Here is a 21,321-nt window from a genome sequence, read left to right on the forward strand (position 1 = left end):
CCGTTTGAAGCAGGGCTTTCCCCATGACTCCGGCAATCGAAATCAGGCAGGTGCACAAGCGTTTCGGTGCATTGCATGCCTTGTACGGAATTGATCTCGAAATCGATACCGGCGAATTCTTCGCTTTGCTTGGCCCCAATGGAGCGGGAAAGACGACGCTGATCAATATTATCGCGGGTCTTACCCTTGCCAGCAGCGGCAGTGTCAGGGTAAAGGGGCATGATGTCGTCGCCGAGTACCGTGAAGCACGCCGCATGTTAGGCGTGGTGCCGCAGGAGTTGGTATTTGATCCGTTCTTTACCGTCCGGGAAACGCTTGTGTTTCAATCCGGCTATTACGGCATAAAGAAGAATAACGGCTGGATAGACGAGATAATGCACCATCTCGACCTTGCCGACAAGGCCGATACCAACATGCGTGCGTTGTCCGGCGGCATGAAGCGGCGCGTGCTGGTAGCGCAGGCATTGGTCCACAAACCCCCGGTAATCGTTTTGGATGAACCCACCGCAGGCGTAGATGTGCAATTGCGCCAGGCCCTTTGGCGTTTCATCAAGGAATTAAACCGCAACGGTCATACCATTGTGCTCACTACGCATTATCTCGAAGAAGCAGAGGCTTTATGCAACCGCGTGGCAATGCTAAAAAATGGCAGTATAGTTGTGCTTGAAAGCGTCAGAAATCTCATCAGCAACATTTCCGGACACCGGATACGGCTGCGGTTATCCCCCGATACGCTGCCGGCGGCGTTACAGCTACTGGCAATCAGCCACGACCAAGGCTACCACGTTCTGGCGCTCGAGGAATGCTCCCAGCTTGAAAACGTGATGGCGGCATTACGCGCCGCCCAGACCCAAATCCTGGAACTGCAGATATTGCAACCTGATCTGGAAGAAGTGTTCGTAAAGATCATGCATAGTGCAGAGAATCTGGAACCTGTATCGGTATGAATGGATTTCTCACGCTGCTCTACAAGGAATTGCTACGATTCTGGAAAGTGGGGTTCCAGACCGTATTTGCACCCATGCTGTCTACCTTGCTCTATCTTTTGATTTTTTCTCACATGCTGGAAGAACGGGTGCAGGCATATCCCGGTGTAACCTACACCGTTTTTCTGATTCCGGGACTGGTGATAATGGCTATGTTGCAGAACGCTTTCGCCAACTCCTCATCGAGCCTGATACAGTCGATAGTCTCGGGCAATCACATCTTTATGCTGTTATCGCCGCTTTCCTACCAGGAAATATTCACTGCCTATGTACTGGCATCGGTAGTTCGTGGTCTGGCGGTAGGACTTGGTATCTACCTGATAACGCTGTGTTTTTTTGAACTTCCCCTGTACTCGTTCGCATGGGTATTCGTATTTGCCTTGATGGGCACCGCATTGCTGGGCGCCTTAGGCATCATTGCGGGAATCTGGGCGGAAAAATTTGAGCACCTTTCTGCGTTGCAAAACTTTATCATCCTGCCACTGACGTTTTTATCGGGGGTTTTCTATACGATCTCCTCGTTACCTCCATTTTGGCGAGGATTATCGTATCTGAATCCGTTTTTCTACATGGTAGACGGATTTCGCTACGGCTTCTTTCGCATCTCCGATGTTTCGCCCTACCTTAGCCTCGGAGCTCTGGCGGCATGTTTCCTGACCGTATCATGGCTGACATTGCGAATGCTGAAAACAGGGTACAAAATCCGAAGATGATCCGTAGTGGTTTATCCACAATCTCCCCCTTTTCAGTTTGCCCTCCTTTTTTCGGTGTCGCCCTGTGGTACAAGGGGCTGAGTTTTTATGCCTATTATCTCTTGCCCGTTGCCTGGATGCTGGATTGAGGCCTGCGCCGTCTTGGAGAGATAATTGATTGGCGCCCTGCTTTTTTTGTGTCTCGCCCTCGCTCTTGGCATTTTCTGGAGCGATTCCCTCGAGCCTGGCTTCAAGGTGGAGAAGGTACTTTGCTTTCCTCGTTTTTATTCCTTATTTGGGCCTTCTACAGCCCTGATCCTTAAAAGTTGCGCCTGAAATTCCCAGGCGCAACTGGCGCGATATTAATGTTGCCAAATGATCAGCCGCAGTATGTATGGATCAGACTTCACGCCCGAATAGCCCTCCAAGGATTCTTCTGTCGATATGGTTATTAAGATAGGCTGCTCCAAACCCTCCGAAGAGTTCTTTTTTCGTAACATCCAGTTCCGATTCTTTAGCCGCCAGTATTTCACGCGTAGAAGGACGCTCGCACATTGCATCGTAAAACGTCTGTAATGCTGGATCATCTCGAAACAGATGCATCTCGGGTATTTCGAACAGTTCGGAAAACATTTGGCTAAGCTCGAGCGTATAGAACAACTGGAAATCTGGCAGAAAAGGCTCTTTGCCAAGCAGGAACGGCTCCATTCTTGATCCATTAACTAGTCGGGGCAGCCACATTTTGCTTAGCAAGACAGAACAAAGATTATAGATATGCGCTTCTTTTTCAATTTTGAGTTTCCATGCTTTTGGGAAATATGCGCTGACAACAAACCAGTTGAAGAATGGACCCGCAATGGAGAAAGTGATGAAGTCATTCTTGGCATCGACCTCTGCACAGAGTATCGGATCATCAATTGGATAAAACTTTCGTGCTTCTGGGTAGATTCTCGCGAGATAACGACAGATTGCGTGGCTTTCCGAAATATCAACACCATTGACATCCCTGAGAGTGGGAATTTTTCCAAGAGGATTTCGTTCTATGTGCTCTGGCGTGAGCGTGCTCCCCTGAAACGGAGACACTCGCTCATAGCGATAAGTTAGACCGGTTTCCGAGAGCATGTGGGCAACCTGACTCATATAAGGTGAGAGCCAGAATCCGTACAGCGTGCGCTCGACATTTGATTGTGTGGACATGGAATATTCCTTCTGCATTGCAGTTTAATGTTAAGTAGGTGCCTTATTAGGGGGTATATAGCACGATGTGCCCCGGTAGTAGTGTCAAGGGGATTCCAGTAAAGCTCAGTTAAAAATTAAACATCTAATCCCTCTATTCTTTATTTGCTTCATTCTCTTTACGCAGGGATTGTCGTATTTCCGCCATAAATTTCATCGGATCCTGTTCGAATTGTTGAACCAGATTCTCGTGCGCGTCACTTTCAGGAACATATTTTGCACCCCAACGTAACAGCTCCATGATTGGAGGCACTAGATCCAGGCATTTTTCAGTAGGCATATAAATAACCTTGCGCGCATTAGCCGGATCACGGCGTCGCAAAAGGATATGGCCTTCCTCCAGCTTTTTAAGCCGGTCAGAAAGGATATTGGTAGCGATTTTTTCCGGGGAATTCTGAAAATCCCCGAAATATCGCTTACGGAAGAAAATGAGATCACGAACGACAAGCAGCGTCCATTTATCGCCCAATATATCTAGGGCACAGCTGACTGGACAGGAGGAGCGGCTGATCTGATTTGATTTCGTCATAACTTTGCGCTTGCCTACATATTGACTTGCTTTTTGCAATCCAAAATTATACTTGCATTTTGCAATGAATCTAGGTAACAAGTATAAAAAAGTAAAAAAACGCTCTCTCCACGTTTGCGGGTTCTCGATCCCGCATTATCTCAGGCGCCTTGAAGCTCGCCAAACCTGTACTTGCTGGGATTTCATAAGCTTGTAGCCAAGCAGGGTAAGCAGCAGCAATGCAATCAGCGGTCCTATAGCAGCACGAAAGATATTCGCGTAATTGATCATCTGTACGCGCAACGCATACTCATAACGTACCGGAGGTACCGCCTCTCCAGTAATAAATACCGTATATAACCCCTTATCCAGACTGGTCTCTCCCCTCATTACCCCGTCGGGATGATAACTCGGACGCAGGTATGCCACCGTTTCATCATCAACCTCGCTTGTTCCCCGTACTACGCGTATCCCTACGGGAATGTCGCGCAACGCCTGATCCGCAAGGTCTATTACCAATAAAGTATTCCCTTCCCTGGGTATTTCTGTGCAGTATTGATTGCTGGGTTCATGTTGAGGCTGGTAGGCACTCAAATGCACCATGCTGTCATCATCAAGCCGGCGAGTGCATGTATCTTCATCCATCGACACCTTCCCGTGCGCCCCAGCCATGCCACAGTAAAGCGCTGCGGTGACAATAATAGTGAGCTGTATCATTTGCTTGATCATTTGATTGCTCCTTGAGGTAGGGTTCAACTGTGTATTCGTTATCCTTCGCATGCTGTTTTATTGTGGCTTATTGCAAATCGCCCCATCCCCCTGTAATGCGGGAGCGGGGCGATTTACTTCAGGCCACTGCTCAGATTCCTCAGTTAGCCCTTTACGGTACGATGCGATTGTTGAGGATGACTTTGCTCTGTCCATTCCAGACGACGTCGGTCAGGTTGGAGTAACGCGTGACGATCTGTGCCACAACGCCGCCTGCAAACAGGCCCGACCAGCCCAGTACCACAAAACCCCAGTGCAACGGGGCGCTAAAGAGCTCTTCCATGAACCAGAAGGCATGGCCCCATTCGTTCAAGCCTACGTTCGGCAGGATCATGAGCGGACCGGCAATAGCCATCACCAACGGGAACGAGGTTCCCCGCGAGTACAGCGGCAGACGCGTCATGGCATACAGATAGGTGGCCACGCCGCAGACGATGTACATCGGGAAGGAGCCATAGAACACCACCACGTGACTTGGGGTGAAGCTCGTGTCGCGGATGATGACCTGGTGCCAGGAGGCGTCCTGTTCGGTAAAGAAGCTACCACCCCAGTAAACGCCAAATAGGTAGACGCCCAGCCACATCATAAAATAAAAGTAGCGCTTGATCTCAAACTTGGGATCAAGATTGTCCAGTTGCTCCTTCGTGTCCCGGGTCTTCCAGATCCAGCCCCAGGTGATGAGGGCAAATATTGGCATGACGATCATGTGGACGCGCCATAGTCCCATCCAGACTTTCTCAAACTCCGGTTCCATCGAGTCCATCCCGTGCGAATATGCATAGGTCCGCTGATACCAGACCCAGAATATCGCCACCGCCAGCATGGTGATGAGCCCAAATTTGTACCACTTCGAGTCATACCATTGCGACATGTCGTAGTCCCGACCTCCCGCCTTAGCTTGGCCCGACGTTTCTAGTGTTGTTGCCATATCACTACTCCTTTAGATTAACTACCCACTACTGTTTGAGCAGATTTGACTTAGTTCTCCATAAATATATAAATAGGAATAAGTCCGTTTACATCATTCACCTTTGCAAAATACTTCGCCTATCAGGTAAAGACTTGAAACCCATTCCAGAATAGTGCTACTCCAAGCAGACCTAGCAGGCCAAACTTATACATCTTTGATTCGTGCAAAGTCGGCATGCTGGAAGCACGAACACCTGCTTGCGGATAGCTGCGCAACCTTCGATGTTTTGTTGCCATTTCAGTACTCCTTTTGGTTAACTCACTACCACTTCGTCCTGTAAGGAACTTCTTGCTAACCCAATTAGCAAGTATTTTTCTTGCAATTAGCAAGTGGTTAAAGTGTAGGCCTGGGGACAGAAGGTGTGTAGTCTGCTAAATCAGTTATCAGAGTTCTATTTTTGAAACGATGGGTGGCCCCTATGCAAGACCTGAATGACCTCTATTACTACGTCCAGGCTGTGGATCATGGCGGCTTTGCTCCGGCAGGCCGAGTCCTGGGCATGCCGAAATCGAAACTTAGCCGCCGCATCGCCAAGCTGGAAGAACGCTTGGGTGTGCGCCTGATCCAGCGCTCGACACGTCACTTTGCAGTTACGGACGCCGGCGAGACTTATTACACGCATTGCAAGGCGATGTTGGTGGAAGCTGAGGGGGCCCAGGAAGCCATAGACACCTTAAAAGCCGAACCTCGGGGTGTAATCCGGATGACATGTCCCATTCCGCTGGTGAATGCTTATGTGGGAGTGATGCTGGCCGATTTCATGGTGCGCTATCCGCACGTCACAGTGCAGATGGAGGCGACTAACCGGCGTGTCGATCTGGTCAGTGAGTCGGTCGACGTCGCTCTTCGTGTGCGACCACCGCCCCTGCAGGACAGTAACCTGGTTATGCGTGTTTTGGCTGATCGAGGCCAATGTTTGGTAGCCAGTCCTGCCCTTGTCCAGCGGCTCGGCTTTCCTGCTGCACCATCTGCTTTGAGCAATTGGCCTAGCCTGGGCCTGGGGGTCCTGCAACAAATCCACACCTGGGCGCTGCATGGACCGGATGGCGCACACGCAACACTTCATCACACGCCCCGCTTCGCGACGACGGACATGATTGCGCTAAGAGATGCCGCTGTGGCCGGTGTCGGTGTAGTGCAGTTGCCGGTGGTCATGGCACGAGACCAACTGGCGGCTGGTTCATTGGTCAGGCTGGTGCCAGACTGGGCGCCGTGTCGGGAAATCATTCATGCGGTGTTTCCGTCCCGGCGCGGTCTTCTGCCATCTGTGCGGGCGTTAATTGATTTTCTCGCACAGCGTTTCGAGATGCTGCAGGAGGACTAAGCTACCCTCGCAATCTGGTAGTTCCATGTGCCTAACTATCAGTAAGTGCGCCCATCCGCCCGGAAAGATCAGAATGATGAGCTCGTGTTCTTTTGCGGCATGTGCGGCGCCGAACTCAGGGAAACTGGCCGCCCAAGCGGGGACGGCCACCCAGATCTAGCGATCTGCTATTCCTGGAGTAAACGCCAGGTTAACAGGAAGCTTTTCCACCACAGTGTAAGGACTCGCCTTGTTTTCCTTTACCCATCTCTTCTCAGCTGCAGATTCAAAAGGAGGCGGAATCTCTCCCTGGAGAGACCAAAGATCGAAAGGTGTCTCGTCAATGGAAATCTCCCAATCGTAGCCTCTGTCCTTTACAAAGGGAGCAATAAGCTCATCGAGCGTTCTCACCCACCATTCCCGTATGACTGGGCCGGGTAGTGTCCGCGCAATGTGATCGACCCTGAACCGGACAAATTTGTTATTCGGCTCACCACCTACAAAGCAGGAGTCCTTGGCTATTTCCTCAAAAATGAAGACTACATAGAACTTCGGGATAGGAACGCGTGCATACATACTGGTAATCCTTTCGGATAGATCCTTTTTATCTTGAGCAGTGTATGCTCCAGCGGGATGATAAACTTTCCATAATGGCATGATTTTTCTCCTAAAATTGATCCTTGATTTGAGATGTGAACTACTTGCAGTTAGCAAGTGGTTAGAGTATAGACCTGGAAATGGATAGGCGTGTAGTCTGCTAGGTTGGTTATCAGAGTTCTACTTTTGAAACGATGGGTAGCTAACGACCTGCATTCAACGCGATTTCGAGCCAGGAATAACTGCAAATCAAAACGAGAGGCAGATTGGTGCAACAAACGGACGTTTGTTGCACTCGACCACAACCTCGACTTGCAACGGGACGCCCTGAAGGGGGCCGGATGCGAACGCATCTTTGAGGACACGGTGAGCCGGCGCCAAGGCGGATCGTATCGGTCTGGCCGCACTCTTGAACGTGTTGCGTTGGCGATGCTGTCGTCATATGGCGGCTGGATCGGTTGGGCCGCTCGCTCACGAACCTGATCCAATTACGGACTGACACAACCGCTCAGCCAAGCGGGCTACTAGGGGAGATTTGACATAAGGGAAATCAAAATACGTCAATGCTTTATAAGTTTCTGATTACCCATCTGTTTATATTCATAATTGCTAATTGAAATCATGGCCGAGGAAGTCAGATAAATCCTTGATTTATTGTCATGCGATGCAACTAACGTACATTAATTTCCCTTTCATCAAACCTCCCCTAAAAGCCGTTGAATGCACGTCGGGCCGTTTTTGATTGCAGGTCACTATACCTAGCAGTCTGTCGGACTTAAAGGAAGTCGGCTGCAAAAGTGTCTGGCTGGTTCATATTTCACCATTTTTTCGACCAAGAGGATAACTATTGGCCTTCAAAATCCGCAAAATCTGCCCTCAACCAGTCTCTTTTTCGCTGCGATTCTTTAAGTCCGACTGCGCCGCCTGGACCTCCTGACACCAACTCATCCTCCACGGTCCAATACGCGCTCATCCCTTCGTTATCCACAGTTCGGGTGGTTTTGCGAGAGCAACTTTCATTGCTCTGAACCTTTATTCCGAAGCAAAGCGGCATTCGCATCTCTTCATTGCGCTCGTAATCGCGTAAGTTCGCGTCGATACGCTATAATGCCGGTCTTTTGCTTCGACAATGCCAACGCTGCAAGGACACAACCTGACATGCGTGCGCGGTGACCGCAGATTATTCAGGGATATCAATTTCTCCCTTGAATCAGGCGGATTGATGCAGGTTCAAGGCCCCAACGGGAGCGGAAAAACCAGCCTTCTACGCATGCTGTGCGGTCTGGCGCTACCTGCCCAGGGGGAGATTCACTGGAATGGCGCTGAAATTCGTTCGTTAGGCGGAGACTATTATGGCGCGATGACTTATCTCGGCCATTTAAGCGGCGTAAAGGACGACTTGACTGCCATCGAGAACCTGCGTATTTCCAGCGCACTGGCAGGTGCGGAAATCGATGAACATAAGGCCCATGAAGCGCTGCAACACATGGGGTTGGGCGGACGCGAACTATTGCCGGCCAAGGTATTGTCGCAAGGCCAGCGACGCAGGGTAACGCTGGCGCGCCTGATGGTATGCAATACCGTGTTATGGATACTGGACGAGCCTTTGACGGCGCTTGATACTGCCGCAGTGAAGCTGATGCAGGGTTTAATGGAGCGACACCTGGAACACGGCGGTATGATAGTGATGACGACGCATCAGGAGATCGACATAACTGCCTCTGCAACCCAGCGGTTGCAACTCGCCTGACATGTTTTTCTGGATAATCCAGCGCGACCTTCTGCTCGCGATGAGACGGCGGGCAGATGTGTTGACCACACTGTTTTTTTTCATCATCGTGGTAAGCCTTTTTCCCCTTGGCGTGGGTCCGGAGATGAGCATGCTCCGAACCATGGCACCGGGCGTCGTCTGGGTTGCCGCACTTCTGGCTTCGATGTTGTCATTGGGGCGGATGTTCTCCAGTGATTACCTGGATGGCACATTGGAACAAATGCTGCTGTCGCCCCAGTCACTGTCTCTGCTGGTGCTGGGCAAGGCGCTGTCTCACTGGCTGGTGACGGGTGTGCCGCTTGTGCTGATGGCTCCGGTGCTGGGCATCCAATATGATTTGTCGGCGGACGCGTTGCAGGTGCTGACGGCTTCATTATTACTGGGAACCCCGGTTTTAAGTCTGATAGGCGCCATTGGTGCAGCGCTGACTTTGGGATTGAGAGGGGGCGGCGTATTGGTGTCGCTGCTGGTGCTGCCGCTATATATTCCGGTATTGATATTTGGCGCCGGCGCAGTGGAATCGAGCGTGGCGGGTTTGGGAGCTGCGGCGCATATGTCGCTGCTGGGCGCTTTTCTGCTGGCGTCTCTGGCCCTGGCGCCCTGGACGGCAGCTGTGTCATTGCGAATTTCGATGGAATAAAAAACCAATTCTGAATTCAAGGTTTTTAGGTTAAAATTTAAAGCTAAGCACTTGAGGCGCAAAACCTCGAATATGGAGTTCAGTATTTTTTGACATGGCGATTAACTGGTTCAAATATTCCTCTCCGGCGAGTTTCTATTTTCTTGCCGGTAAAATGATCCCGATTTTTTCCGTTGCCGCGATTGTATTGTTCGCGGTGGGGCTTTATATCGGGTTTTTTGTTGCTCCGACCGATTTTCAGCAGGGTGAAGCTTATCGCATCATTTTCATTCACGTCCCTGCCGCCTGGATGTCAATGTTCCTGTATGTGATAATGGCGATGTGGTCCGGTATCGGCCTCGCATTCAATACCCGCCTGTCTTCCATGGTGGCCACCGCGATTGCCCCGACAGGAGCGATGTTTACCTTTCTTGCCTTATGGACCGGTGCACTGTGGGGCAAGCCCATGTGGGGAGCGTGGTGGGTATGGGATGCGCGGCTTACATCCGAATTAATCCTGCTGTTTCTCTATATCGGCTTCATGTCGTTGCAGGCTGCAATAGATGACCCGCGCCGCGCCGACAAAGCCGGCGCAATGATTGCGTTGGTAGGGGTGGTGAACATACCGATCATCTATTTCTCCGTAAAGTGGTGGAATACCTTGCATCAAGGTGCCTCCGTCAGCGTGACGCAATCGCCGAAAATGGCTACCACCATGCTGACCGGCATGCTCATCATGTCGATCGCGTGCTGGATGTATGCGATCGCAGTGGTACTGATCCGCACGCGGACAATTATTCTGGAACGCGAGCGCCACACGGCGTGGGTAGGTGAGTTACAAGGGGCAGGGGTGGCTTCGTGAACTGGACGAGCGTGGCCGATTTTCTCGATATGGGTGGATATGGATTCTACGTATGGGGATCCTATCTGGTGTCGGTTCTCTGTATTGTCGGAGAAATTGTTCTGGTTTTTAACCGCAAGCGAACTTTGCTCAGACATCTCAGTCTGATTCATCAGTCAACTAAACAAGAGAAGGGAAATGAAACCACGTCATAAAAAACTGGCAATTATCGCTTCAAGCGTGACTGCATTAGGCGTTGCTTCGATACTGGTTTTGAATGCATTCCAGAGCAACCTGGTCTTCTTCTTCAGTCCCACCCAGGTAGCAAACAACGAAGCGCCGGTGGGCAAGAGCTTTCGCATCGGCGGGCTCGTGGAGGAAGGAAGCGTCAAGCGGCAGCATGATGGCGTGACAGTGAACTTCGTGGTAACGGATACCGCAAAGGTTATCCCGGTCGTATACACGGGCATCCTTCCCGATCTGTTCAAGGAAGGCAAGGGCGTGGTAGCCCAGGGAAAGCTCGCGCAGAATGGCGTTTTTCGCGCAGATGAGGTGCTTGCGAAACACGATGAAAATTACATGCCGCCGGAAGCCGCCAGTGCCCTCGATCAGGCGGACAAGGCACGTAAAACCGTGCTGATGCAATAGCACGGATAGTGCAAGGCCGGGCAGGCCGGGAAAACTTTCCTGAACTTCAAACCTGACCTCAGTTCCGATTCCAAATCCATAAACCATAACCGATACCCTTAGCCATGATTCCAGAACTTGGTAACTTCGCTCTGATTCTCGCCCTGCTGCTGGCGCTTATACAAGGTACCCTGCCCATTATCGGCGCAGCCCGCGCCATTCCCTCATGGATTGCGCTGGCCCGTCCGGTGGTTCAGGGACAGTTTGTGTTTGTCCTCATCGCATTTTTCTGCCTTGCCTATTCATTCGTCAACAGCGACTTCACGGTTATAAACGTCGCTCAGAATTCGAATTCGAAACTGCCGGTGGAATATCGGTTTGCCGCAACATGGGGTTCGCATGAAGGGTCTCTGTTATTGTGGACATTAATGCTGGCGACCTGGTCGGTCGCGGTCAGCGTGTTCAGCCGTCACCTGCCGAATGAGATGGTAGCGCGGGTACTCGGCGTCATGGGCCTGGTGAGCGTAGGTTTCCTGTTGTTCATGCTTTTCACCTCGAACCCCTTCGACCGGATGCTGCCGGGCGCCATGGAGGGAAGCGATCTCAATCCCCTGCTGCAAGACCCGGGCATGGTCGTTCATCCACCCATGCTCTATATGGGTTATGTAGGCTTCTCCGTCGCATTTGCTTTCGCCATTTCCGCGCTGCTCAGCGGGCAAATGGATGCAACCTGGGCGCGTTGGTCGCGCCCGTGGACTACAGTCGCCTGGCTGTTTCTCACCATCGGCATCATGCTGGGAAGCTGGTGGGCCTATTATGAGCTTGGATGGGGCGGCTGGTGGTTCTGGGACCCGGTGGAGAACGCTTCTTTCATGCCATGGCTGGTTGGCACGGCACTGGTTCATTCCCTGGCGGTAACAGAAAAACGCGGCAGCTTCAAAAGCTGGACCGTACTGTTGGCCATATGCGCGTTCTCCTTGAGTCTGCTCGGTACATTCCTGGTCCGCTCGGGTGTGCTGACCTCCGTTCACGCATTCGCAACCGATCCCAAACGCGGTATTTTCATTCTGGCTTTTCTGGTTATCGTCATCGGAAGCTCACTGCTGCTTTTTGCCTGGCGTGCGCCAAAGATCGGATTGGGCGGCAAGTTTGAACTGGTATCGAGAGAATCGATGCTGCTCGCCAACAATCTATTGCTCATGGTAGCGGCAGGCAGCATCCTGCTGGGCACGCTTTATCCGCTGATCATGGATGCGCTTGAGCTCGGCAAATTATCGGTTGGCCCCCCCTACTTCGAAACAGTATTTGTCCCGCTGATGACACCAGCGATTTTTCTGATAGGCGTGGGTCCCCTCGCCCGCTGGAAACAGGCAAACCTGCCTGAACTTGCAATACGTCTGCGCTGGGCCTTCGTTATCAGTGTGGTGACCGCCCTATTGATGCCGTTCGTCATGGGCGAATGGAAACCTTTCGTAAGTTTCGGTCTGCTGCTGGCTTTCTGGGTCATTGCCAGCATCATTGTCAGCCTGGTACATCGCCTGCAAAGCAGTGGCAGGAAGGGTTTGTTCGCGAAACTTGCCGCGCAGTCACGTAGTTATTACGGCATGCATGCCGCACATCTGGGCATAGCGGTGTTCGTTATCGGGGTAACGCTCGTCGGCGGTTATGAAACCGAGAAAGACGTGCGCATGGAAGTCGGCGATACCGTCGAAGTAGGAGGCTATACATTCCATTTCAACGGTGCAAAGAAGGGAACGGGGCCGAATTACGTAGCGGATATCGGCAATATGGATGTGCTGCGTGACGGTAAAAAAGTGACCGTCATGGAACCGGAAAAACGCGTCTACAACGCATCGGGAATGGCTATGACCGAAGCAGCGATAGATACCGGTATTCTGCGTGATCTCTATGTTGCCCTAGGCGAACCACTGGAAAACGGAGCATGGGTGGTGCGTGTTTACCATAAACCGTTTGTCGACTGGATCTGGTTCGGATGTCTGTTGATGGCATTTGGCGGCGCCCTGGCTGTGACCGACCGGCGTTATCGTCTTTCGCCACGCAAACAGCGCGAGCCTGTTGACGACAAAAAAGCAGTGGACAAAGCCGGCAAGCGTGGCAAGCCCGGAACAGCCACCCCTGCGCCTTTGATTACCAGGAGCGGAAAGGCATGACGCGTTTCCTGCTGCCGCTGGCGGCATTCATTGTCCTTGTCGCGTTTCTGCTTATTGGCCTGAATCTCAATCCCCGGCAGGTTCCTTCGCCATTAATCGGAAAACCGGCCCCTGAATTCCGTCTGGAGCAATTGCACGAATCGGAAAAGATGCTGACGTCCAAAGACAATCTTGGCAAGGTATGGCTGCTGAACGTATGGGCTTCGTGGTGTGTCTCATGCCGCGAGGAGCATCCAGTATTGGTTGAGCTGGCCAAGTCGGGAATAGTCCCGGTCTACGGCCTCAACTACAAGGATGAGCGCGACCTGGCCTTGCAGTGGCTCAGGCAATTCGGCGACCCCTACACCGCAAGTGCCAGAGATCCGGAAGGGAGGACAGGCATAGATTATGGTGTATATGGCGTTCCGGAAACTTATGTCATCGATAAAAACGGAGTCATCCGTTACAAACAGATTGGTCCGGTAACGGTGGAAGCACTTGAAACGAAAATTCTGCCGCTGGTGAAGGAGTTGCAGGGATGAGTTTTGTCAGTATGAAAAAGCTCGCCTTGTTGCTCGCCCTGATGCTTCTGGTGCCTTACGGCTGGGCCAAGGAAGCAGCGCCGGTGGCAGAAGATCCCGAGATCGAGCGGCGCATGATCGCGTTGTCCGAAGATCTACGCTGCCTCGTATGCCAAAACGAATCCCTGGCGGGTTCACGGGCTGATTTTGCCAATGACCTGCGGCGCGAAATTCGCGAACAGATGCATGCAAACAAAAGCGACAAGGAGATTGTCGACTTTCTCGTGGCACGTTATGGTGATTTTGTACTCTATCGCCCTCCAGTCAAACCTTCGACCATGTTCTTATGGTTCGGTCCGTTTTTCTTTCTTCTGATTGGGGCGGTACTACTGGTCGTTTATCTCAAGCGCCGCCGCAATCAGATTGAAGAACCAATGCTATCCGAACAACAACGCCAGCAGGCTGAGTCCCTGCTAAAGGAAAGCAAGGGTAATAACGCATGACGTCATTTTGGGTTGTCGCCGGCATATTTATTGTCGGTGCCTTGCTGTTCGTTCTTCCTACGCTGTTGAGTAAAAGAGATCGCCAGACTGGCGTGGCGCGTGATGCGACCAATGTCAGCATTTACCGCGATCAACTGGCCGAACTCGATAGCGACTTGCGCAATGATATTCTGACTCACGAGCAATACGAACAAAGCAAACGCGAATTACAGCAGCGGATGCTGCAGGATATTCCCGACGGCGAAGTTATGGAGGCAGCGGCAACAAGCGGAAATCGCAATGTTGCCACCATCACATTAACAACGCTTGCCGTGCCGCTGCTGGCGGTTTCGCTTTATCTCTGGTTGGGCAATACAAAGGCTTTATTACCACAGCCACCGATCGAGCAGGCCGCCATGTCCGCGGAGGAAGGCCATCCAAATTTTTCAGCAGTACTGGAAAACCTCATAGAGCGGCTCAAAAACCAGCCTGATGACCCAGAAGGCTGGCTCATGCTGGGACGAACCTATGCAATGATGCAGCGCTTCGACGAAGCAAAGGATGCTTATGAGAAGACGCTTGCCCTGAGCCCGGACAACTCCCAGGTCATTACGGATTATGCTGACATCTTGGCAATGACAAATAATGGCAGCCTGTTGGGAGAACCTCTCGAACTGATCAATAAAGCACTGCGCCTGGATCCCGGCAATCCCAAGGCGTTGGCGCTGGCCGGTACGGCTGAGTTTGAGAGAAGAAGATTCAAGGACGCCGCCGCCTATTGGGAAAAACTACTGGCGCTTATTCCACCCTCCGAGTCGGAGTTGACGGAGTCGGTTAAAAACAGTATCGCAGAAGCCAAATCCCTGGCATCAGGGAAAGGCAGTTTAATGGCAAGTGCGCAGGATCAGCCATCCAGCAACCGGACTCCTCCTCCTGCCAATAAGCCCGAACCGGTTGCGGGTACAACAGCCTCGACTTCGTCAGGCACGCTTTCCGGTAAGGTTACGTTGAGCCCCGCACTCGCTGGCAAGAGTTCGCCCAACGATAGCCTGTATATCTTTGCCCGCGCCAAGGTGGGGCCAAAAGCACCGCTGGCGACCCTGCGCCTGGAGGTCAAGGATTTACCGGCGACTTTCTCGCTGAGCGATGCGATGGCCAGATCCGGCGTGCAGCTCTCCAGTTTTGCGGATGAAATGGTGGTAGGCGCCAGAATCTCAAAATCCGGCTCACCTATGCCGCAAAGTGGCGATTTGCAAGGTTTCAGCCAACCAGTGAGGATTGGCGCCAAGGGTATCAATGTTGTAATTGATCAGCAGTTACCCTAACCGGGAAGCAACTGTTCAACCAGGGTATAGGCCCCCTTGCCCTATGTTGCTGGACGCAGAACGTCCAAGCGATACGAAGCGCCAGTTATGCACGAAAGTAGGTCGGGCTCTGCCCGACATCGTTTCTTGATCGTCGGGCGGAGCCACGACCTACGTGGGATGACGCAGGATTACAGCGGAGTCTGGCGTTCGGATATCAGCCGTTTACCGACAGGAGGACGCTGGCGCCTTGGGCGTTGCCTTCCGTGTTCTTGAGCATCTTCATGTGCATTTCAAACTGATGGGAAAGCGAGATCATATCGACCAACTAAGGATGCACAAAAGTATTGTAGGGCGGCAGTAGCGAGGCAATTCGCTTACTGCCGCCCTACCCTCTGGTTTTGTCCGACTTTCTCCACGAGAATCGGCTGTTCATCCCCAACCCCATCCATTGGTAAAGCTCCCTGGCCGTAAAGCGCCATCACTTCCATGACGTTCGTCAGCGATTCTCTATGTCTGCGGCAACCCAAAGGCAACCACAAGCAGGCTTGCAGCATCTATCGGTTGGTTAGCGGCGTAACTGGTAATTTACCCAGAGCGCTGCGGTTAACAACAGCACCGCTCCCGCTTGATGAGCTGCCGCCAGCGGAAGCGGGACGACAAGCAACAATGTGGAAATTCCCAGGCTTATCTGTATGCCAAGCATAACCAATAGCAGCGTGCATGCGAGGCGAGCCGAACCTGAAAGTGGCAATTTTCTGGATTTAAGCCAGAAAATTGGAATAAGGATCGCGAGCATCCAGGCAATGAGGCGGTGGTCGAATTGAACCGTTGCCATGTTGTCGAAGAAATTTCGGTACCATGGTTCCAGCATGAATATTTCGGGCGGAATGATATGTCCGTTCATCAAGGGAAAAGTATTGTAGGCAAAACCCGCCTGGATACCCGCCACAAAACCTCCCGATAAAATCATTATGAATATCAGGGTGGTCAGCGCAGTCGAGAAACGGCGTAAACTGCCTAATCCGCTGCTGGATAATGATGTGCCGACGGGATAAAGCAGCTCTAACGCCACCCAAAACATAGCGGCATAGATGGCGAAAGCAAGCCCCAGATGGGCTGTCAGCCGATATTGGCTAACATGAGGGTTATCCACCAACCCGCTCTTTACCATATACCAGCCCATTGCACCCTGCAGGCCTCCGAGAACAAAAATGCCGGCCAACTTCAGGCCCAATGGCCGGTCGATTGCTTTTTTCGCAAGGAAATATACGAAGGGCACAAAAAAAGCCAATCCGATGACTCGCCCCAACAGGCGGTGAAAATATTCCCACCAGAAAATGCCTTTGAATTCCTCCAGGCTCATGCCGACATTGATCTTTTTATACTGAGGCGTCTGATGGTATTTTTCGAAAAGCTCGTCCCAATCGCTCTGGCCGAGCGGGGGCATGGTGCCGACGATGGGTTGCCATTCGACAATGGACAGTCCGGAATGGGTGAGCCGGGTAACGCCGCCGACGACCACCATGGCAAATACCAGAGCGCAGCAAACAAGCAACCAGATAGCAATGGGTTTGTGCATGATAAAATTGGAAGTTAACTGTATGCGGAAATTAACGATGACGAATGAATCGCCGTCTAAAGATTTTTCAAACCGGGGGATTCGAGGATTTATTTCGCGCGCATTAAACGTTGTTTGTCGCGCACCCACTCTTTCTGTTTCTCGGACTCGCGTTTGTCATGCTGCTTCTTGCCTTTGGCCAAGCCGATTTCAAGCTTGATTTTACCCGCCTTATAGTGCATATCCAGCGGCACCAGCGTGTACCCCGCACGCTCCACCTTGCCGATAAGCCGTTTAATTTCCTCGGCATGCAGCAACAGCTTGCGGGTACGAACCGGATCCGGCTGGATATGAGTGGAAGCCGCCAACAAAGGGCTGATATGACAACCGATCAGAAACAGTTCACTATTACGAATGACAACGTAAGCTTCTTTTAACTGAACCCGCCCCGCGCGGATCGCTTTGACCTCCCAACCTTCGAAAACTACGCCTGTTTCATGCTTCTCTTCGATAAAATAATCGTGAAAGGCTTTTTTATTCTGAACAATGCTCATGTATTGGAAGAAAAAGGGTGAGTTCCATGCGGGTTTCGTGTATTTTAGCAGCTTTCAATACTGTCTCGTTCGATCCGGGCAGTTTATCTTATGGCTGAAATCGAAAAGTCAGTACTGATAGGGCACTCTGCGAGCCAGATGTTCGCATTGGTGGATGCAGTGGAAGACTATCCCAAGTTTTTGCCGTGGTGTGGCGGTTCATCCGTCACTCCGCAAAGTGATTCGACTACGCATGCAACGATCCAGATCGATTATCACCACATTAAGCATAGCTTCACTACCAAGAATATCAAGCATCCGCCGGAATTGATCACCATGACGCTGCTGAACGGTCCATTCCAAAACCTGGATGGCCACTGGCGTTTTACCCCCTTGGCGGAGAACGCCTGCAAGATAGAATTCCGTTTGCATTATACGTTCGCGCACATGATTCTCGAAAAGCTGGTGGGTCCGGTATTTTTCATAATCGCCAATAATCTTGTGGACGCATTCATCGAGCGTGCGGAGGAGGTTTATGGGAGTTCATGAGCGCAAGATCGAGATCGAAGTCGTCTACGCCCTGCCGGAGAACCAGATTATGCGGCAGATAACCGTGCCATCCGGAACAACAGCGAGGCAGGCTGTGGAGCTTTCCGCAATCATCGATCTTTTCCCTGGAATAGACCTTGCCCACAATAAACTGGGCATATTTGGCAGGTTGGTCAAACCTGAAGCGGTCCTGCGTGAAGGCGACCGTGTAGAGATCTACCGGCCCTTGATGGTGGATCCGAAAGAGAGTCGCAGGAGGCGGGCGAAAGAACTCAAATCAATCCGCAAGACGGAAACATAAACGGGAAAGTTCTTCACCGCATTATCACAAAAAAATACTCCCACCTCATCTTTCCACGTCTTGAGAATATAAGCGATCCCCTGCTATCGGGGGTCCGCTCCATCGAAGCGTTTCCCATCTTGTTGACGGTGATTATTATTATCATTATCATCACCGGCACCACGTTGTTGCCGTAACAATCCTGATTTTCGTCCCCGGCCGCCTGATCAGGCCGGGCATCCGACGTCAAATGTTGTAGAAAGATACCACGGCGGAAAAAAAGGATATCAAATCGAGAATGGGACAAACAGGGCCCAATATGGAGAACTCATGACACGCTCGTTTTCATTTGCAATAGGCTTACTCACGCTTTCGCTCCTCACTGCATGCGCAGGTCAATCCCGCTTGGCAAAATCTGACTCATCCCGGTATCAGACAGTAGAACGTCCGGTTGCCGGCTGTGCTGCTGGTGAAGACCCTTTCAACTGCGATCGCCGTGCCATTCTTGCAATGCTGGGTGGATATGAAGTTCAGTTCAGGTTTGAGGAGACGGTGGTGTTGAAACCAGGCTATGAGCGTAAAGAACCCAAGCGCAGCATGGGTTTTGAGTCCGTGGTGCTGGTCGAAGATACCGGCAAACGGATTTCGCTGCAACACATTCTTGTAATGGGTGGCGGCGCCCTTACTAAGCACTGGCGTCAGGACTGGATATATGAGTCGCCAAAGCACTGGGTATTTGTGGGCGACCAACGCTTTGAGGAGCAGGAGCGCAATGCGGCCGAGATACCTGGCACCTGGACGCAACTGGTTTACGAAGTCAATGATGGCCCGCGGTATGCCGGCAACGGAAAATGGAATCACAAATACGGGATATCGACCTGGACCTCCGGGCGGACTTGGCGGCCGCTACCCCGGCGCGAATACACCAAGCGCAGCGATTATCAGCTGATCAATGCCGAAAACCGTCAAACGATTACCCCACAAGGCTGGGCGCACGAGCAGGACAATACCAAAGTCATACGCATAAAAGATGGCAAGGACATACCGCTGGTCCGTGAGTTCGGCTTCAACGACTATCGCCGCATTGAAGGCTACGACTTCGGACCCGCATTAGCCTATTGGAAGGGAACGTCTGATTTCTGGTCGGAGGTGCGCGCACGTTGGGCTAACCGGTTCGCCGCGAACGGATCGATAACACTGTCTCTTCAAACAGGCGACGAGAGCTTTAACCAGACACTGCTCGACCTTGGGGACGCATACATGAAAAACCCCCAGTTTAATTTATACCAGAAGCAGCTTGACGATGCCTTCAGCAAATTCGTCCATGTGAATACACCCTCGCCAGCTATCAAGCGCTGAGCGTATGCGTGGCTGGCCGTCGAGCCGTATACTAAGAGGCAATCGTATACTGTCAGGCAGGTAAACGCAGATCGGAGCAAGGAAGCCAAAAGAAGCTTGGTGAGGCAGATGATTGGACGTGGTTTCATTGAGGATGATGGTACCTGAAGCGCGGCCAAGTCAACAGATAGGCTTCCTTTCTTTTTTCTTCCGGGCGGGATACCAATGAAAATGTACGAGATTCCCATCGTAGCGCCCTACCGGCTTGATCTTACGGTAAGCGTGCTTCGGCGGCTCTCGACGAATATCGTTGATCTACTCACGCCGGAAGGACAATATGTCCGCGCACTCGTTGGCCCGCCAGAGCCTGTGATCGTCCGGGTCATGCAGAACCAGCAGGACTCATTGTCCGCCACCATCGAGGGCGATACGAATAACGAGCCGGATGTGTTCGGGCTCGTGCGCAAGATACTCGGCTGCGATCATGATCCGATGGATTTCGAACATTCGGCTGCGGCCGTCCCATGGCTGGCCCCCCTGGTTCAGCGCATGCAGGGTGTAAAACCGCCCCGCTATCCCACTCTCTGGGAAGCCTGCGTTAACGCGATTGTGTTTCAGCAATTGAGCCTGGCATCCGCCACTGCGATCATGTGTCGCTTGATTGTCGCCCTGGGACAATCGGTGAGAACCGAAGGCATACCTGTGCCATTGTATGTATTTCCGACTGCGGAAAACTTTTCGCGTGCAACCGACGATCTTCTGCGCAAAACCGGGCTCAGCGCCAGCAAAATCGCAACATTGCGGCGCGTGGCCGAAGCGCTCGCATCCGGCAGGATTGATACGGCTAAACTGGAGCAATGCAAGAGCGAGGATGCGGCGGCCATCCTTCGGCAGATAAAGGGTATGGGTCCATGGACGGCAGCCGTCATTCTGCTGCGCGGCTTGGGACGGCTGGATGTGTTCCCCGCAAATGACACCAGCGTGGCGAGTAATATTGCGCTCGTCTCGGGCACTGCACCGTACGATGCAGAGAACGTTCTGGATACTCTCGGTCCGCAGCGGGGGATGCTGTACTTTTATCTGCTGCTCGCCCGCCTGGAATCCCGCAGTGAGATCGGCCTTCCGTCGTTCGAGAGAACGTAACCAACCGCTCAACGTGCGGTGAAACTACCAGCAGTGTCTCAGGCATTTATTTTTTTTAGCGCCGATCCTTTATGCATCGCGATGTGGTCGGTCTTGTCGCTCTTGATCTCATATTGCGGCTCATCCTCGCTCGCATGATGCGTATAGCCCTTGTAGGCGACGTCTTTTGTATGCACTTTGATAATCTTTCCGCTGACGTGTCCGGCTTCCGAGTTCCAGGTGACATGATCGTCGACTTTGAATTTGCTTATCACGATGTTTGGCTCCTTACGGCTAATGCTTACGACTAAACGGACGGCGGCTGATTCGAATATTTCTCTCCCTTCGTGAGAATTGTCTGGACAGACTGCTAGACCCCGTGCAGCAGCATCGCCAGGATAGAGTTGTTTTATAGATCGATCAACGCACATCGTCAAGGACTGGCTCTTACACGCGTCCGCCAAAACTTTCGGGATTGAAGGTTTGGCCGTGCACCTATTTGTCATACCCGGAATACCGCTTCGGATATGCTGGCTCGTCCATCTTGAAATAGTTCATTCGCC

26 protein-coding genes are annotated in these 21,321 nt (G+C 52.0%); 16 read left to right on the forward strand and 10 right to left on the reverse strand.

Going from position 1 to position 21,321, the window contains the following annotated elements:
* Window positions 1-23 precede the first annotated feature (23 nt).
* Both F822_RS02255 and F822_RS02260 read left to right on the forward strand, forming a co-directional pair.
* A complete protein-coding gene (locus F822_RS02255) occupies window positions 24-947 on the forward strand; it encodes an ABC transporter ATP-binding protein (RefSeq protein ID WP_025039533.1) in 924 nt (307 codons plus the stop codon).
* Window positions 944-1,699, forward strand: a complete 756-nt coding sequence (locus F822_RS02260) for an ABC transporter permease (protein ID WP_025039532.1) — start codon at window positions 944-946, stop codon at window positions 1,697-1,699. Before F822_RS02255 ends, F822_RS02260 begins: the two co-directional genes overlap by 4 nt.
* A gap of 378 nt (window positions 1,700-2,077) precedes the next feature.
* Here F822_RS02260 and F822_RS02265 read toward each other — a convergent pair whose 3' ends face one another.
* The 5 genes from F822_RS02265 to F822_RS15130 all read right to left on the reverse strand — a co-directional run bounded on the left by F822_RS02265 (window position 2,078) and on the right by F822_RS15130 (window position 5,396).
* A complete protein-coding gene (locus tag F822_RS02265; protein WP_025039531.1) occupies window positions 2,078-2,875 on the reverse strand; it encodes a glutathione S-transferase family protein in 798 nt (265 codons plus the stop codon).
* A gap of 133 nt (window positions 2,876-3,008) precedes the next feature.
* Window positions 3,009-3,482, reverse strand: a complete 474-nt coding sequence (locus F822_RS02270; RefSeq protein WP_231623550.1) for a winged helix-turn-helix transcriptional regulator — start codon at window positions 3,480-3,482, stop codon at window positions 3,009-3,011.
* 96 nt (window positions 3,483-3,578) lie between these two features.
* On the reverse strand, window positions 3,579-4,151 hold the full coding sequence (locus F822_RS02275; protein WP_025039529.1) for a hypothetical protein: 573 nt from the start codon (window positions 4,149-4,151) through the stop codon (window positions 3,579-3,581).
* A gap of 151 nt (window positions 4,152-4,302) precedes the next feature.
* The gene (locus F822_RS02280; protein WP_025039528.1) at window positions 4,303-5,118 is read right to left on the reverse strand and encodes a methane monooxygenase/ammonia monooxygenase subunit C; all 816 of its coding nucleotides are present in this window, start codon (window positions 5,116-5,118) and stop codon (window positions 4,303-4,305) included.
* 122 nt (window positions 5,119-5,240) lie between these two features.
* Complete coding sequence (locus F822_RS15130; protein WP_156304328.1) at window positions 5,241-5,396, reverse strand: hypothetical protein; 156 nt, start codon at window positions 5,394-5,396, stop codon at window positions 5,241-5,243.
* A gap of 182 nt (window positions 5,397-5,578) precedes the next feature.
* Here F822_RS15130 and F822_RS02285 point away from each other — a divergent pair, with 182 nt between their 5' ends.
* Window positions 5,579-6,484: a LysR family transcriptional regulator gene (locus tag F822_RS02285; protein WP_025039527.1), complete on the forward strand. Its 906-nt coding sequence runs from the start codon at window positions 5,579-5,581 to the stop codon at window positions 6,482-6,484.
* Window positions 6,485-6,640: 156 nt separating this feature from the next.
* Here the strand turns inward: F822_RS02285 and F822_RS02290 are convergent, their stop codons facing one another.
* On the reverse strand, window positions 6,641-7,120 hold the full coding sequence (locus F822_RS02290) for a tautomerase family protein (RefSeq protein WP_025039526.1): 480 nt from the start codon (window positions 7,118-7,120) through the stop codon (window positions 6,641-6,643).
* Window positions 7,121-8,189: 1,069 nt separating this feature from the next.
* On the opposite strand from F822_RS02290, the gene ccmA reads away from it, so the two are divergent.
* From ccmA to ccmI, 9 genes are all read left to right on the forward strand, one after another.
* The gene (ccmA, locus tag F822_RS02300; protein WP_036574353.1) at window positions 8,190-8,810 is read left to right on the forward strand and encodes a cytochrome c biogenesis heme-transporting ATPase CcmA; all 621 of its coding nucleotides are present in this window, start codon (window positions 8,190-8,192) and stop codon (window positions 8,808-8,810) included.
* Between the two features lies 1 nt (window position 8,811).
* On the forward strand, window positions 8,812-9,471 hold the full coding sequence (gene ccmB, locus F822_RS02305) for a heme exporter protein CcmB (RefSeq protein ID WP_025039523.1): 660 nt from the start codon (window positions 8,812-8,814) through the stop codon (window positions 9,469-9,471).
* A 94-nt stretch (window positions 9,472-9,565) separates the two neighbouring features.
* Window positions 9,566-10,312 carry a heme ABC transporter permease CcmC gene (ccmC, locus tag F822_RS02310; RefSeq protein ID WP_025039522.1) on the forward strand — a complete coding sequence of 249 codons (747 nt, stop codon included), beginning with the start codon at window positions 9,566-9,568 and terminating at the stop codon, window positions 10,310-10,312.
* A gap of 29 nt (window positions 10,313-10,341) precedes the next feature.
* Window positions 10,342-10,506 (forward strand): heme exporter protein CcmD, encoded by a 165-nt coding sequence (gene ccmD / locus F822_RS14785; RefSeq protein ID WP_231623614.1) that lies wholly within the window; start codon window positions 10,342-10,344, stop codon window positions 10,504-10,506.
* The gene (ccmE, locus tag F822_RS02315; protein ID WP_025039521.1) at window positions 10,490-10,939 is read left to right on the forward strand and encodes a cytochrome c maturation protein CcmE; all 450 of its coding nucleotides are present in this window, start codon (window positions 10,490-10,492) and stop codon (window positions 10,937-10,939) included. The genes ccmD and ccmE overlap by 17 nt, the downstream gene beginning before the upstream one ends.
* Window positions 10,940-11,043: 104 nt before the next feature.
* Complete coding sequence (locus F822_RS02320; RefSeq protein WP_025039520.1) at window positions 11,044-13,089, forward strand: heme lyase CcmF/NrfE family subunit; 2,046 nt, start codon at window positions 11,044-11,046, stop codon at window positions 13,087-13,089.
* Window positions 13,086-13,610, forward strand: coding sequence for a DsbE family thiol:disulfide interchange protein (locus F822_RS02325; RefSeq protein WP_025039519.1), 525 nt, complete (start codon window positions 13,086-13,088; stop codon window positions 13,608-13,610). Before F822_RS02320 ends, F822_RS02325 begins: the two co-directional genes overlap by 4 nt.
* Window positions 13,607-14,092, forward strand: coding sequence for a cytochrome c-type biogenesis protein (locus F822_RS02330; protein ID WP_231623551.1), 486 nt, complete (start codon window positions 13,607-13,609; stop codon window positions 14,090-14,092). Before F822_RS02325 ends, F822_RS02330 begins: the two co-directional genes overlap by 4 nt.
* Window positions 14,089-15,396 carry a c-type cytochrome biogenesis protein CcmI gene (gene ccmI, locus F822_RS02335; protein ID WP_025039517.1) on the forward strand — a complete coding sequence of 436 codons (1,308 nt, stop codon included), beginning with the start codon at window positions 14,089-14,091 and terminating at the stop codon, window positions 15,394-15,396. Before F822_RS02330 ends, ccmI begins: the two co-directional genes overlap by 4 nt.
* 196 nt (window positions 15,397-15,592) lie before the next feature.
* Here the strand turns inward: ccmI and F822_RS15135 are convergent, their stop codons facing one another.
* From F822_RS15135 to smpB, 3 genes are all read right to left on the reverse strand, one after another.
* Window positions 15,593-15,694, reverse strand: coding sequence for a flagellar basal body rod C-terminal domain-containing protein (locus F822_RS15135; RefSeq protein WP_156304329.1), 102 nt, complete (start codon window positions 15,692-15,694; stop codon window positions 15,593-15,595).
* A 249-nt stretch (window positions 15,695-15,943) separates the two neighbouring features.
* Window positions 15,944-16,957, reverse strand: coding sequence for a COX15/CtaA family protein (locus F822_RS02340; RefSeq protein ID WP_025039516.1), 1,014 nt, complete (start codon window positions 16,955-16,957; stop codon window positions 15,944-15,946).
* 89 nt (window positions 16,958-17,046) lie between these two features.
* The gene (smpB, locus tag F822_RS02345) at window positions 17,047-17,490 is read right to left on the reverse strand and encodes an SsrA-binding protein SmpB (RefSeq protein ID WP_025039515.1); all 444 of its coding nucleotides are present in this window, start codon (window positions 17,488-17,490) and stop codon (window positions 17,047-17,049) included.
* Window positions 17,491-17,580: 90 nt separating this feature from the next.
* Between smpB and F822_RS02350 the strand changes: the two genes are divergently transcribed.
* The 4 genes from F822_RS02350 to F822_RS02370 all read left to right on the forward strand — a co-directional run bounded on the left by F822_RS02350 (window position 17,581) and on the right by F822_RS02370 (window position 20,779).
* Entirely contained in the window at window positions 17,581-18,018 is a 438-nt protein-coding gene (locus F822_RS02350) for a type II toxin-antitoxin system RatA family toxin (protein WP_025039514.1), read from the forward strand.
* A complete protein-coding gene (locus F822_RS02355; protein WP_025039513.1) occupies window positions 18,005-18,319 on the forward strand; it encodes an RnfH family protein in 315 nt (104 codons plus the stop codon). Before F822_RS02350 ends, F822_RS02355 begins: the two co-directional genes overlap by 14 nt.
* A 309-nt stretch (window positions 18,320-18,628) precedes the next feature.
* Window positions 18,629-19,657 (forward strand): DUF6607 family protein, encoded by a 1,029-nt coding sequence (locus F822_RS02365; RefSeq protein WP_025039511.1) that lies wholly within the window; start codon window positions 18,629-18,631, stop codon window positions 19,655-19,657.
* Between the two features lie 204 nt (window positions 19,658-19,861).
* The gene (locus F822_RS02370) at window positions 19,862-20,779 is read left to right on the forward strand and encodes a DNA-3-methyladenine glycosylase family protein (RefSeq protein ID WP_036574350.1); all 918 of its coding nucleotides are present in this window, start codon (window positions 19,862-19,864) and stop codon (window positions 20,777-20,779) included.
* Window positions 20,780-20,817: 38 nt separating this feature from the next.
* On the opposite strand, the gene F822_RS15140 is transcribed toward F822_RS02370, so the two are convergent.
* Entirely contained in the window at window positions 20,818-21,033 is a 216-nt protein-coding gene (locus F822_RS15140) for a hypervirulence associated TUDOR domain-containing protein (RefSeq protein WP_025039509.1), read from the reverse strand.
* Window positions 21,034-21,321: the final 288 nt, after the last annotated feature.

Origin of the sequence: Nitrosospira briensis C-128 (assembly GCF_000619905.2) — a bacterium.
Lineage (GTDB): Bacteria > Pseudomonadota > Gammaproteobacteria > Burkholderiales > Nitrosomonadaceae > Nitrosospira > Nitrosospira briensis.